Genomic DNA, 13,054 nt, shown 5'->3' with positions numbered 1-13,054 from the left:
TCTGTAATGAGACTGCGAACAGACAGGAATCCTGTTGGTTGAAATCTTGGCAACCAAGCTGGGGAGTGGGCAATGACGACCACCTTCGAGAGCGAGCCCGGGCGGCTGTTCATCGGTGGGCAGTGGCGTGAGGCGTCCGACGGCGCACGCACGGACGTGATCGATCCGTCCACCGGGCAGGTGGTCACGAGCGTCGCCGAGGCGGGCGCCGTCGACGTCGACGCGGCGGTACGTGCCGCACGCGACGCCTTCGACAGCGGGCCCTGGGCGCGGCTGAGCGGCCGGGAGCGCGGTCGCGTCCTGCACCGGGTCTCCGAGCTGATCCGGGCGAACGTCGAAGAGATCGCCGCCCTGGAGAGCCTCGACGTCGGCAAGCCCATCGCGCTGTGCCGCCCCGTCGACGTGCTGACCGCGGCCGACGAGTACGAGTACTGCGCCGCGCTCGCCCAGACCCTGGACGGCGCCACCCGCGACACTCCGCTCAACGCCTTCGCCTACACCCGCCGCGGCCCCCTCGGTGTGGTCGCGGCGATCACGCCCTTCAACTTCCCGCTGATCCTGTCCAGTTCGAAGCTCGCTCCGGCGCTCGCGGCCGGGAACACGGTCGTGCACAAGCCGGCCGACGAGACCCCGCTCAGCGCCCTGTACATGGCCTGGCTCCTTCAGGAGGCCGGCGTCCCGGACGGCGTCGTGAACGTCGTCACCGGTGCGGGCCCGGTCGCCGGCGAGGCACTCCTGCGCCACCCCGGCATCGACAAGGTCGCCTTCACCGGCTCGACCGCCATCGGCCGGCGTGCGGCAAGCGTCGCGGGGGACGCGCTCAAGCCCGTCACCATGGAGCTGGGCGGCAATGCGGCCCACCTCGTCTTCGAGGACGCCGACCTGGACAAGGCGATCGGCGCCGTCATCAAGGGCTTCGTCTTCAACACCGGGCAGTTCTGCATGGGCGGCCCCCGGCTGCTGGTCGCCCGTCCGCTGTACGACACCGTGGTGGGCATCCTCGCCGAAGCGGTCACCGGAGTGCCGGTCGGCGACCCCCGGGACCCGGGGACCGTCGTCGGGCCGATGGCGGGGGAGAAGCACCTGCGCAAGGTCGAGGACTATGTGGCGCTCGCGCGCAAGGAGGGTGGCCGGGTGGTCTGCGGCGGTGAGCGCCTCGACCTGAACGGCGGCTACTACTACAAGCCGACGGTGATCGCGGACCTGTCCAACGACTCCCGCGTGGTCCAGGAGGAGATCTTCGGCCCGGTCCTCACCGTCCAGCCCTTCGACTCCGAGGACGAGGCCGTCGCCCTCGCCAACTCCACGCCGTACGGCCTGGCTTCGGGCATCCAGACCACCAACCTCGCCCGCGCGCACCGCGTCGCCGACCGGCTCCAGGCGGGCATCGTCTGGATCAACGACTGGGCGATGCTCGACCCCGCGGTGCCCTTCGGCGGGGTCAAGGACTCCGGCTTCGGCCGTGAGTACGGGCCCGAGGCGCTCGCCGCCTACACCAAGGTCAAGTCCGTCGTCGTCTCGCTCGACTGAGCACCCCCGTCAAGGAGTTGTCGCGATGTCCCTCACCACCCGCGCAGCCGTCGTCGAGTCCGGCGGAGCGCCCTTCACCCTGACCGACGTGCAGCTCGACGCGCCCGGTCCGCACGAGGCCCTCGTCCGCATGGTGGCGACCGGCCTGTGCCACACGGACCTCGGGGTCGCGAGCGGCGGCCTGCCCTTCCCGTTGCCGGGCGTCCTCGGCCACGAGGGCGCGGGCGTCGTCGAGGCCGTCGGCTCGGCCGTCACCGGCGTGCAGGCGGGCGACCACGTCGTGCTGTCCTTCACTTCCTGCGGCAGCTGCCGCAACTGCCGTGACGGGCATCCCGCCTACTGCGCCGCCTGGCTGCCGCTGAACCTGATCGGCGGCCGGCGCGCCGACGGCACCAGCACCATCAGCCGCGACGGGCAGCCGCTCGGCGGCCACTTCTTCGGCCAGTCCTCCTTCGCCGAACGGGCGCTGGTGGACGAGCGCAGCCTGGTCAAGGTCGACCGCGACGTACCTCTGGAGACCCTCGCGCCGCTGGGCTGCGGGGTGCAGACCGGGGTCGGCGCCGTCTGGAACGTCCTTGCGCCGCGCGTGGGCGACACCGTCGTGGTGCTCGGCGCCGGAGCCGTCGGCCTGTCCGCCGTGATGGCCGCCGCGCTGAGCCCCGCGACGACGATCATCGCCGTCGACAGGGTCGGCGAACGTCTCGCGCTGGCCAAGGAGTTGGGCGCCACCCACACCGTCAACGCGGCCCAGGGCGATCTCGCGGAGACCCTCGCCGTCCTGACGGACGGTCAGGGGGCCGACGGCGTCGTCGAGACCACCGGCAACGTCGCCGTGCTGCGACAGGGCGCCGACGCGCTCGGCGCCCGCGGCACCCTGGTCGTCGTCGGCGCCCCGCCCTTCGGCACCGAAGTCGCCCTGGACGTCAACGGGTTGCTGCCCGGCAAGCGGATCGTCGGCCTCACCCTCGGCGACAGCGAGACGCAGACCCTCATCCCCGCACTGGTCAAGCTGGTCAAGGAGGGGAGGCTCCCTCTGCACCGCCTGATCGGCACCTATCCGTTCGCGGACATCGACCAGGCGGTACGGGACATGAGCGCGGGCAAGACCATCAAGCCCGTACTCACGTTCTGAGCCGGTTGAGCAGGAACGCCCGCCCTGCTGAACCGGCCGAGTCGGTTCAGTCCATCACGAGGACGAGCTTCCCCGTGGTCCGGCCGGTGTCGCCGAGCGCGTGCGCCTTGGCGGCATCGGCCAGCGGGAAGGTCTCGGCGATCGTCGGACGCAGCTTCCCCGCCTCGACGAGCTCCGCGATCGCCTTCATGCCGGTGTGGTCGGCCTCGACCAGCATCTCGACCGCACGCACCCCGAGCTTCCCCGCCTCGGCGGGGAGTTCCTTCGAGCCCTGCGGCAGGATCGTCACCAGCAGCCCGCCCTTGCGCAGCACCCGCAGTGAGCGAAGGGCGTACTCGCCGCCCATCGCGTCCAGGACGACATCGACGTCCCGTACGGCCTCGGTGAAGTCGGTCGTCCGGTAGTCGATCAGCTCGTCCACCCCGAGCCCGCGCAGGAATTCGTGCTTGCCCTCGCTGGCCGTCCCGATCACATACGCGCCGCGCGCCTTGGCGATCTGCACGGCCGCGTGCCCGACCCCGCCGGCCGCCGCGTGGATCAGCACCCGCTGCCCCGGCTGCACGTCGGCCGTGTCGACCAGCGCCTGCCAGGCGGTCAGCGCGACCAGCGGGAGGGCGCCCGCCTGCGTGTGGTCGATCGAGGACGGCTTGGGTGCGAAGGAACGGGCCGGAGCGGTGACGTACTCGGCGTGCGAGCCGACGCCGAACGGATAGGGCAGCATGCCGAAGACCTCGTCGCCGGGTCCGTACAGGGTGACGCCGATCCCGACGGCCTCCACCACACCGGACACGTCCCAGCCGAGGACGAAGGGCGGCTCGCCCAGGAAGATGCCCAGCTCCCGGTGCTTCCAGTCGGTCGGGTTGACCCCGGCCGCCCGCACCCGGACCAGTACCTCGCTGGGCCCGGGCGTCGGGCGCTCCACTTCCACTTCCTTGAGGACCTCGGGACCGCCGAGGATGTCCTGACTGATCGCGCGCATCGTGTTCGCTGTGCTCATGCGTTCCAGCCTGCCGGGGCCGACCGTCCAGGAAAATGGCAAGATGGCCATTGTTCGATAAGATCGTGCCATGTCTTCTGTGGAACGAGTCGTGGTCCTGGCCCTCGACGGTGTCTATCCCTTCGAGCTCGGCATCCCGGCCCGGATCTTCGGCGCGGCCGACGGCCGGTACGAGGTGCTGACCTGCACCGTCGACGGGAAGCCGGTGCGCAGCAACGCCGACTTCTCCATCACCGTGGAGCACGGCCCCGAGGTCCTGCGCACCGCCGACATCGTGGTGGTGGCGCCCATCTCGCCGGAGCGGGTCATGACGGGGATTCCCGCGGAGGTCACCGCGGCCCTCGCTCTCATCCGGCCCGGCGCCCGTCTCGTCTCCATCTGCACCGGAGCGTTCGTCCTGGCCGCCGCGGGCCTTCTGGACGGACACCGGGCGACCACGCACTGGCAGGTCGCCGCCGCCTTCCGCAGCATGTTCCCGCACGTGCCGCTCGACCCGGACGTCCTGTTCGTCGACGACGGCAGGGTCCTCACTTCGGCCGGCGCCGCCTCCGGAGTCGATGTCTGTCTGCACATCGTGCGCCGCGACCACGGCAGCGAGCTGGCCAACAAGGTGGCCCGGCGCTGTGTGGTGCCGCCCTGGCGGGACGGCGGCCAGGCCCAGTACATCGAGCAGCCCGTCCCCGAGCCCTCGGCATCGAGCACGGCCGCCACCCGGGCGTGGGCGCTCCGGCGCCTCGGCGACCCGCTCGCCCTGGCCGACCTCGCGGGCCATGCCCGGATGAGTTCGCGCACCTTCAGCAGGCGGTTCCAGGACGAGGTGGGCATGAGCCCCGGCCGCTGGCTCATCCAGCAGCGGGTCGCGCGCGCCCGCCATCTGCTGGAGGCCAGCGACCTCTCGGTGGACCAGATCGCCGGCGAGGTGGGCTTCGCCACCGGCACCTCGCTGCGCCAGCACCTGCACGCGGCTATCGGTGTCACACCGCAGGCGTACCGGCGCACCTTCCGAGCGGGGGCCGTCAGCCACTGAACGATCTCGGCCGCCCGTGCGTCGGAGGAGGGACACGACGTTCGGCGGACAGGGGCGGGGCATGCGCGGGAGAGTCGCGGCGACGGTGGTTCTGGTCGGGCTGACGGTGGCGGGGTGCGGCGACGCGACCCGCGAGGACCTGGTCGTCACCGGCACGCCCCCGCCCACGCCGTATGCCGGACCGCTGAACGTGCCGCTCAAGCCGGCTCCCGAGGACGGCGACGAGGACGAGGGCACCGTACGGGCGCTGCGGGCGAGCTCGGGCGCGGCGGGCCGTGCCCTGGAGTGCGACGGGGACATCTACGAGGGCGGCGGGGCCGACAGATGGAGCAAGGGCGACGGCGGCTCCACGCCCGAGGGGGGTCTTGAGGCGTACTTCGACATCGAGCAGCCCGAGCTACCGGAGTCCGGCTACCGGGTGGAACGGGAGGAGGGCGGCCGCGTCCTGTTCTCCTTCGATGTCGGCGGCAGGACGAAGGTCGCCGTCGTCGTCGCCAAGGACCAGCCGCACCGCCCCGGTTGGGGCCCGGAGACCAGTGCCTCCTGTGACCCGGCCGAGCTCCCGGCGAGCTTCACCGACTCGAAGGACTACGAGATCTGGACCGACCGGGACGGCCGGCGGGTCGCCACCACCAAGGTGAGCAGCGCTGAGGGGGCCGAGCACTGCGACTGGCAGAGCGCACACTTCCTGGGTCTGGGGCACGGCAAGGACGCCGTGCTGTACGCGCGCGATCCCGCGAAGGTCCTCGGCACTCAGCTGCTCACCTCCGCATACGACGCAGACGTCCCCATGCCCGCCGACGCCCGCGACACCGGCTACCGCTTCCACGACTGGCAGCTGTGGGTGACGCCCGACAAGAAGAAGGTCTACGTCCGCACCCCGGACGGGGTGGAGGCGTGGCCGCGGACCAAGAACGGGGTGGGCTGCGCTTGAGAGGCTCGCCGATCGACGACACGTGGACCTCAGCCCGCGCCGTACGGCGGCGCCGGCCGGTTCCAGACGACGTCGGACCGGTCGATGGTCCGCCGGAGTTCGCGAGCGCTTCGAGGGGACATGGCCCGCGTCACCGTGTCGAGGAGGGCGCGGGCTTCGAGAGGATCGCCGCAGCAGTCGCTGTAGGGATAGCCCCCCTCGTAGTCGCGCCACAATTCGCGCTCGGGACGGTGGACGTAGTCCTTCCACAGGCGCAGGGCCGCACCGACGTCTCCTGGCTGCAGATAGTTGCGGGTGCGTTCGAGCTGGGTGATCTCGGACAGCGCGCGGGCGGACAGGCCGTTGATGGCCGGCCTTGTGTCCTGCGTCCGGTGGCGGGAGCCACTGGCCCGGACGCGTCCTGACCGGCTACGCGGCATGGACCTTTCGGTTCGTTGTCATGCCGGAGAGGGTGTCACGATCTTGACCGGTTCTCGAACGGGTTTCGGGTTCACCGGCTGAGGTGCAGGGCGACGAGCAACTGCCAGACCTGGTGGGCGATTTCCTCCGGGGTGGCCTCCAGGAGACCGTGCAGCCAGTCGGCGAGGACCCCCGCGAAGGTGGCGGCGACGGCGGAGGCGATGAGCGGGGCGTCCGCCGCGCCCACCAGTTCGCGCTCCGCCAGACTCCGGGCCCGCAGGTCCCGGTGCAGTACCCGGCCGAGCGGGCCGCCGCCGCCCGGGCTCAGCAGGGCGCGGTAAAGGGCGGCGTGCGGGGCGAGTTCGGCGAAGAACGCGAGCAGTGCGTCAGGCGCGGACACCGGGTCGGGCCGCCCGCGCCAGGCGTGCAGCGCGTCCACGGCCTCGCGTACGACATCGGCACAGGCGTCGACCGCCAGGGCCTCCAGGTCGGCGTAGTGCACGTAGAAGGTGGCCCGGCCGACGCCCGCCCGGCGCACCAGCTCGGCGACGCCGACCTCCGCCAGCGGGCGCCGGGCGCACTCCTCCAGGAGGGCCTGGCGCAGCTTCGCCCTGGTGCGGGCGGCCCGCGGGTCCTCGGGCGCCGCTGAGCGGGTCGTCACTGTGCGACGAGGACGGCGGCCAGGGCCAGTGCGCCCGGCAGGGCCTGCGCGAAGAGGATGCGGCGGTTGGCGGTGACGGCGCCGTACACCCCGGCGACCACGACGCACACCAGGAAGAACACCTGGACCCGGAACCCGGTCGGATCAGCGGCGATCAGCCCCCAGACCAGGCCCGCCGCCAGAAACCCGTTGTAGAGCCCCTGGTTCGCGGCCATCGGCGCCGTCGCGCGCGCCATCTCCGGATCGAACCCGTGCAGCCCCCGCCCCGGCTTCTTCTCCCACAGGAACATCTCCATCACCAGGATGTACGCGTGCAGCGCGGCCACCAGCCCCACCAGCACGTTCGCCACGATCTCCATGTCGACAGACTCCTTTGCGCGCGGCCGTTCGCCGCATTACTTCATGGACGGGTGTCCACTATAGCTGGACGACTGTCCAGCAAAGTACCTGTGCGGAAACTCGCGCTGTCGGACCTCGCCGATAGCCTCACGCCTCATGACTGACCAACCGCACAGCGAAGTGACCGTCCGCCGCGCCCGCGCCGCGGACGTACCGGGCCTCGTCGCCTCCAGCGCCGCACTGTTCGCCGAGGACGCCGGGACGAGGGACCCGGGCGTCGATGTCAGCTGGCCGCTCCGGCACGGAGCCGAACGATTCGCCGAGGACGTCGAGGATCCGGGGCGGCTGCTGCTCGTGGTCGAGCACGGTGGGGAAGTGGTGGGCCATCTGTCGGGGACGGTGGCGGACGGTTCGTCCAAACGGCCGGTGAAGGTCGCCACGCTCGTCGCGCTGTACGTGCGTCCGGCCCACCGGCGGACGCGGACCGGTGCCCGGCTGGTCGAGGCGTTCGTGGCCTGGGCGAAGGAGCGGGGCGCCGAAGAGGCCGAGGTGAGCGCCTACGCGGAGAACCCCGACGCCATCCGCTTCTACGAACGCCATGGCTTCGCGGCCCGCACGCTCACGCTGGGACTGCCGCTGGCGTGACCGGAACTCCTGTCGGTCGGGGGGGAGTCGAGCGGCCACCGGGCGTCACACTGCCATGTTCGTAGGTGAGGCTTCGGTGAACGGTTTTGTCGATATGAGCATTCATGTCGGAGCGTGACCGAACACTCACCAATGCGCGGCGGGGAGTTGATCCTTTCGATCTCAAACCCGATAAGCTCCCCTGCGGCGCTGCGAGTTGACACGAACACGCTCGGCCCCTTGCGCTGCGTGCTCGATTCACGTGGTGCCTGCACACCCCCCCGTTCGATTGTGTTGCTTTCGAAGGATGCAGATGGAACTTGCCACTCCGCCCCCAGCGGCACGGGCACCCGTCGCCTGGTACAGCTGGTGGCTGATGCCGCTGGCCTTAGGAGCCGGTACCGTCGCCGCCGCGGTCGCAGGGCCCGACCAGGCCCAGATACCCGCGACCTTCGCCGGCGCCGCGGTCACCGCGGCCGGCGCCGTCTGCGTACGGCTTCTCGTCCGGTCCCAGGGCCAATTGCGCCGCAACGCGGGTGACTTCCGCGCCTCTCAGGCCGAGCACTCCCAGCAGTGGCAGCAGCATGTGGCGGCCCTGGAAAGGAAGTTCGCGGCCGAGCGATCCGCTCTGGAGTCCGGGCTGACCGAGCAGGCCCAGGCCTACGAGGCCCGGCTGTCCGAGGAGGCGCGGGCCTACGAGGCCCGGCTCGCGGAGGAGACGCGGGTTCACGAGGCCCGGCTCGCCGAGGAGACGCAGGTCTCCGAGGCGCGGCTCAGCGAGCGGACCGAGGCCTGGCAGGAGCAGCTCGCCCGTCAGCAGGCGGCGATCGCCCGTCTCGGCGACGAGTTCCTTCCGCATGCGCTCAAGCAGCTGCGCGAGGGCGACTCGATCGACGACATCCTGATGGCCGTCGCCCAGGAGAACGACGCGAGCCCCGAGCTGCGTGCCGACATCCGCAAGGTCCTCAGGACCGCGCTGATCGGCGTGGAGGAGGAGTTCGACCGTTCCACCTCGGCCGAGCAGGCCGTGATCAGCATCGGCAACCGCATCCACGTACTGACCAGCAAGCTGCGCGGCCGTCTGCACGAGATGCAGGGCGAGCACGGCCGGCTGCCCGTCGTGGCCCAGGGCCTGATGGAACTGGACCAGGAGATCGGCCCCGCCGACTGTCTCGCCGCCAGCATCGGCGTGCTCGGCGGCTCCGACCGGCCCGGCCGCCAGTGGCAGGAACCGCAGCGGCTGCTCAGTGTGGTCCGCGGCGGCATCGGCCGGATCAAGGACTTCGACCGCATCCAGGTCCGCCACCTTCCCGAACTCGGCGTCGACGGCGGTCTGGTGGACCACCTCACGCTGATCTTCGCCCACCTCCTGGACAACGCGGCGCGCTACTCGCCGCCCACCGAACCCGTGGTCGTCTCCGGCAAGGAGGTCCCCAACGGCGTCGGCATCGAGATCCAGGACGCGGGCAAGGGCCTCAACGAGGAGAAGAAGCGCGAGGCCGAGCAGTCGCTCGACGGCGTCGTGGCGGGCCCCGGTCTCGGCGGCCTCTCGGAGGACGCCAACCTCGGGCTTCGCGTGGTCGGCGCCCTGGCGCGCCGGTACGGCATCCGGGTCACCTTCGCGGACTCGCCCTGGCTCGGCACCTCGGTGGTCGTCGTGGTTCCCCACAAGTACTTCAGCCCGTTGGCCGCTCCGGTCACCCAAGCGGTGGCCCCCGCCGCCGCGGTCGCGGCCGCGCCCGCCCGGGAGTCGGTGGAGGACGTGCCCGCAGCCGCCGAGGACGTGGACACCACGCCCGGTGGTCTGCCGCGCCGCAGAAGCAGGCGGACCGAAGCGCCGGCCACGCCGGTGAGGTCCGCCGAGCGGACCGAGGAGCCCGTGGCCGCCGTGCCGCCGGACACCTCGTTCGCCGGCCTCGCGGCCTTCGCCACCGCCGGACGCGACAGCGCCCCGCCGCGTGAGCCCGTCGCGGAGGCCGCGCGCGAGACGACCGCCGGACGCGAGTCCAACGAGCACCGCACTGAAGAGAGCGACTAGTCCACATGACGCAACAGGGAACCGACGTGAGCTGGGCGCTCCGCGATCTGACGGAGAGCATCCAGGAGATCCGCTTCGCCCTCGTGGCCTCCAGCGACGGCAAGGCCATCACCTCCTACGGCGCCGAGGACCCCGACGACGTGGACCGCTTCGCCGCCGTGGTCGCGGGCCTGCAGGCGCTGGCCCAGCCGGTCGCCGCACAGTTCCCGCAGTACGCGGGGCAGTTGCGCCTCGCGATGATCGAGGTGGACGGCGGCCATCTCTTCGTGGTGCGGGCCGGTGTGGAGACGTACCTCGGAGTCCTCGCCAAGGAAGGGCTCGACCAGGGCCTGCTCGGACACCAGATGAGGGACCTGGCGCGAAGGATGGGTGAGCTCCTCGGCACCACCCCGCGCCTGGAGGAGCACTCTGGATGAGTGGTCCCCGACCGCCCGTCGACCCGTCCGGTCTCGAGCGCTACTACGTCCTCACCGGTGGCCGCAGCGGGCCGGGCGGTTCGGCGTCGACCCTTGACGTGGCGACCCTCATCGTCTCCCGCGTCGCAGCCGTCCCCGGTCTGCAGCACGAGCACGAGGAGATCCTCCGGCGCTGCCGCGATCCGCTGTCGGTGGCCGAACTCGGCGCCCATCTCGGATTGCCCTTCAACATTCTCGCGGTGCTGCTGACCGATCTGCTGGACGCAGGCCGCGTCGAAGCCCGCGATCCCATTCCGGCGTCCGGCGCCGGCAGCGGGCCCGACCTCGCGCTCCTTGAGGAGGTACTCAGTGGACTTCAAAGGCTTTGACCACCCCGACCGGCAGACGGACGGGGAGACCCGCTCGGTGAAGGTGATGATCGCCGGCGGTTTCGGTACCGGAAAGACCACGATGGTGCGCTCCGTCAGCGACATCAAGCCGCTGACCACCGAGGAGACCCTGACCCAGGCCAGCGCGGACGTCGACAACCTGATCGGGGTGGCGGACAAGCAGGAGACCACCGTCAGCCTCGACTTCGGCAAGATCGGTATCAACGACCAGCTGGTGCTGTACCTGTTCGGGACGCCGGGCCAGGAGCGGTTCTGGTTCCTGTGGAACGGACTGTTCAAGGGCGCCCTCGGCGCGGTGGTCCTGGTGGACACCCGGCGGCTTGCCTCCAGCTTCCGTGCGATCGAGGAGATGGAGCGGCAGGACGTCCCTTTCGTCATCGCGCTGAACGTCTTCCCCGACTCCAAGGAACACCCGATCGAAGAGATCCGCGACGCCCTGGACGTCTCCCCGCACACCCCGATCGTGGCCTGCGACGCCCGCGACCGGAACTCCAGCCGTGACGTGCTCATCGCGCTGATACGTCACCTCAAGGAACGCTCGGCCGTCGCACTGGAGCCCCGATGAACGATCAGCCCTTAAACGGCCCCGAGGCCCCGCGCGGCTGTCCCGTCGCCCACGGTTCGGCCGAGCTCACCCGGCTGTACGGGCCGGAGGCGGCGACCGACCCGGTCGGCATCTACGAGCGGCTGCGCAAGGAGCACGGCTCCGTGGCGCCGGTACTGCTGGAGGGTGACGTCCCGGCCTGGCTGGTGCTGGGGTACCGGGACAGTCGGCGGGTGCTCGACAACCCCCGCCAGTTCGCCCGGGACTCGCGGAACTGGCGGGACTGGCGGGAGGGCCGGATCGCGGAGACCTCTCCGCTGGTTCCGATGCTCGGCTGGCGTCCCGACTGCGTGTCCCTGGACGGCGAGGAGCACCGCAGGCTGCGCGCCGCCGTCAGCGACGTACTGCAGGCTGCCGCCGGCCGCGGGGTCCGGCGCCACGCCACGAATTTCGCCAACAAGCAGATCGACACGTTCGCGGACAGCGGCCGCGCCGATCTGGTGGCGGACTACGCCGACCTGCTGCCGATGCTCGTGATGTCCCGCATTCTGGGGCTGGCCGAGGCGGAGGGGCGCCGGCTTGTCGAGTCCTGTGCCCAGGTGCTCAAGGGCGGCGAGGACGCCGTGATGCACGACGGCGTGATCAGGGAGATCTTCGGTGAACTCGCCGAGCGCAGGCGGTCCGAACCAGGTTCCGACCTCGCCACCGGCCTGCTGGAGCATCACGCAGACCTCGACCACGACGAAGTCGTCCATCACCTGCGCGTGGTGCTGATCGCCGCGCACGTCACGACCAATCTGCTGGCCCGGGTGCTGCAGCAGGTCCTGACCGACGGCTCCCGGCTCTCCGGGCTGATCAGCGGTGAGCTGAACATCTCGGCGGTGGTGGAGGAGGTCATGTGGAACTCTCCGCCGCTGGCCGTCCTGCCGGGTCGCTTCGCCGCCGGCGATGTCGAACTGGGCGGGCACCGCATCGCGGAGGGCGACCTGCTCGTTCTCGGTCTCGCCCCGGGCAATCTCGACCCCGAGGTCCGGCCCGACCCGGGCGTCTCGGTGCAGGGCAACCAGGCGCACCTGGCGTTCGGCGCGGGCCCGCACGAGTGCCCCGGGCAGAGCATCGGGCAGTCCATGATCGAGGTTGCGGTGGACGTCCTCCTGCACCGGCTGCCGGGCCTGCGGCTGGCTGTGCCTGCGGATGAGCTCACTACGAGCGCCTCCACCTGGGATTCCCGGCTGGACAGGCTGCCCGTCGAGTTCCCGGTGTGAACACGCCGCTGCCCGGTCGGAATCCCGACCGGGCAGCGCGCTGCCGTACCCGTCTTTGAGACGTCAGCCGTCGAGCCAGTCGCCCTCGACGCCCGTGGGACGGTGTCCCGTGGCGTTCCAGAGGAAATGCGGGTGGGCGCAGCCGAACATGTAGGCGAGCAGCGCGGTGTCTTCCCTCCCCGTTTGCGGGTCGTACAGGGCGTAGAACGTTTCGGATCCGACTACGCCGGCGTCCTGTTGGACCTGACGAGCGCGCTCCGGGGACGGCGCGTCGCACAGGCGCCCAGGCATCAGCCGCCGCACCCTGGAGCGGCACATCGCCGTACTGCGCGAACTCGGTCTCCTCGTCCGGGCCGTCCACGGCACCCGGACCAACACCCGCCCCGCCGGAAGCCGCGAGTGGGCCGGTACCGCCACCATCTACGCCGTAGTCGCCCCCCGCGCATGGGACGACGCGGTCGGACACCGGATCAGCGGCCGCGGCTTCTATGCAAGGCGCATCGGATTCACCGAGTACGGACGCGAGTTGGCCATCACAGACGCCCGGCGCCGCGCCCGACCCGTACAGCGTCGTGACGCCCCTTCCTGCAACACCAACCCCCCACGACATTCGGCTGAGGTAGAACGGAAGAAGAACAACACCTGCGCACCCAGGCCCGGCCGCGCGGACCCGTTGTCATCCGCAGGTACCGGAGGGAGGCAACGCCGTCCGGAGTCCCGCCCAACCGGGACTTCCTGGATGCCAAGGACGCCCTGCGA

Annotated in this window: 15 protein-coding genes; 10 read left to right on the top strand and 5 right to left on the bottom strand. The window is 71.1% G+C overall.

Annotated features, from left to right (window positions below):
- Nucleotides 1-72: 72 nt before the first annotated feature.
- Together ABZS97_RS25175 and ABZS97_RS25170 are read left to right on the top strand one after the other, a co-directional pair.
- On the top strand, nt 73-1,530 hold the full coding sequence (locus ABZS97_RS25175) for an aldehyde dehydrogenase family protein (RefSeq protein WP_356140714.1): 1,458 nt from the start codon (nt 73-75) through the stop codon (nt 1,528-1,530).
- A gap of 25 nt (nt 1,531-1,555) precedes the next feature.
- Complete coding sequence (locus ABZS97_RS25170; protein WP_356140712.1) at nt 1,556-2,662, top strand: NAD(P)-dependent alcohol dehydrogenase; 1,107 nt, start codon at nt 1,556-1,558, stop codon at nt 2,660-2,662.
- Nucleotides 2,663-2,708: 46 nt separating this feature from the next.
- Here the strand turns inward: ABZS97_RS25170 and ABZS97_RS25165 are convergent, their stop codons facing one another.
- The gene (locus ABZS97_RS25165) at nt 2,709-3,659 is read right to left on the bottom strand and encodes an NADP-dependent oxidoreductase (RefSeq protein WP_356140710.1); all 951 of its coding nucleotides are present in this window, start codon (nt 3,657-3,659) and stop codon (nt 2,709-2,711) included.
- 70 nt (nt 3,660-3,729) lie between these two features.
- On the opposite strand from ABZS97_RS25165, the gene ABZS97_RS25160 reads away from it, so the two are divergent.
- Nucleotides 3,730-4,686, top strand: a complete 957-nt coding sequence (locus tag ABZS97_RS25160) for a helix-turn-helix domain-containing protein (RefSeq protein ID WP_356140708.1) — start codon at nt 3,730-3,732, stop codon at nt 4,684-4,686.
- Between the two features lie 61 nt (nt 4,687-4,747).
- Entirely contained in the window at nt 4,748-5,620 is an 873-nt protein-coding gene (locus ABZS97_RS25155; RefSeq protein ID WP_356140706.1) for a hypothetical protein, read from the top strand.
- A 29-nt stretch (nt 5,621-5,649) separates the two neighbouring features.
- Here ABZS97_RS25155 and ABZS97_RS25150 read toward each other — a convergent pair whose 3' ends face one another.
- The 3 genes from ABZS97_RS25150 to ABZS97_RS25140 form a co-directional block, all read right to left on the bottom strand.
- On the bottom strand, nt 5,650-6,039 hold the full coding sequence (locus ABZS97_RS25150) for a hypothetical protein (RefSeq protein WP_356140704.1): 390 nt from the start codon (nt 6,037-6,039) through the stop codon (nt 5,650-5,652).
- 71 nt (nt 6,040-6,110) lie between these two features.
- A complete protein-coding gene (locus ABZS97_RS25145) occupies nt 6,111-6,680 on the bottom strand; it encodes a TetR/AcrR family transcriptional regulator (protein WP_356140702.1) in 570 nt (189 codons plus the stop codon).
- Entirely contained in the window at nt 6,677-7,039 is a 363-nt protein-coding gene (locus tag ABZS97_RS25140; RefSeq protein ID WP_356140700.1) for a DUF1304 domain-containing protein, read from the bottom strand. The genes ABZS97_RS25145 and ABZS97_RS25140 overlap by 4 nt, the downstream gene beginning before the upstream one ends.
- Before the next feature lie 136 nt (nt 7,040-7,175).
- On the opposite strand from ABZS97_RS25140, the gene ABZS97_RS25135 reads away from it, so the two are divergent.
- The 6 genes from ABZS97_RS25135 (at nt 7,176) to ABZS97_RS25110 (ending at nt 12,295) form a co-directional block, all read left to right on the top strand.
- Nucleotides 7,176-7,664 (top strand): GNAT family N-acetyltransferase, encoded by a 489-nt coding sequence (locus ABZS97_RS25135; protein ID WP_356140697.1) that lies wholly within the window; start codon nt 7,176-7,178, stop codon nt 7,662-7,664.
- 292 nt (nt 7,665-7,956) lie between these two features.
- A complete protein-coding gene (locus tag ABZS97_RS25130) occupies nt 7,957-9,681 on the top strand; it encodes an ATP-binding protein (RefSeq protein WP_356140696.1) in 1,725 nt (574 codons plus the stop codon).
- 5 nt (nt 9,682-9,686) lie between these two features.
- Entirely contained in the window at nt 9,687-10,097 is a 411-nt protein-coding gene (locus ABZS97_RS25125) for a roadblock/LC7 domain-containing protein (RefSeq protein WP_356140694.1), read from the top strand.
- A complete protein-coding gene (locus ABZS97_RS25120; RefSeq protein WP_356140692.1) occupies nt 10,094-10,465 on the top strand; it encodes a DUF742 domain-containing protein in 372 nt (123 codons plus the stop codon). The genes ABZS97_RS25125 and ABZS97_RS25120 overlap by 4 nt, the downstream gene beginning before the upstream one ends.
- Nucleotides 10,446-11,051: an ATP/GTP-binding protein gene (locus ABZS97_RS25115; RefSeq protein WP_356140690.1), complete on the top strand. Its 606-nt coding sequence runs from the start codon at nt 10,446-10,448 to the stop codon at nt 11,049-11,051. Before ABZS97_RS25120 ends, ABZS97_RS25115 begins: the two co-directional genes overlap by 20 nt.
- Complete coding sequence (locus ABZS97_RS25110) at nt 11,048-12,295, top strand: cytochrome P450 (RefSeq protein ID WP_356140688.1); 1,248 nt, start codon at nt 11,048-11,050, stop codon at nt 12,293-12,295. The genes ABZS97_RS25115 and ABZS97_RS25110 overlap by 4 nt, the downstream gene beginning before the upstream one ends.
- A gap of 63 nt (nt 12,296-12,358) precedes the next feature.
- Here ABZS97_RS25110 and ABZS97_RS25105 read toward each other — a convergent pair whose 3' ends face one another.
- Entirely contained in the window at nt 12,359-12,586 is a 228-nt protein-coding gene (locus tag ABZS97_RS25105) for a hypothetical protein (protein ID WP_356140686.1), read from the bottom strand.
- Nucleotides 12,587-13,054: the final 468 nt, after the last annotated feature.

Origin of the sequence: Streptomyces sp. NPDC005485 (assembly GCF_040606085.1) — a bacterium.
In the GTDB taxonomy this organism is placed as follows: domain Bacteria; phylum Actinomycetota; class Actinomycetes; order Streptomycetales; family Streptomycetaceae; genus Streptomyces.
The sequence above is the reverse complement of the archived record's forward strand: the minus strand, read 5'-3'. Positions and strand labels throughout refer to the sequence as shown.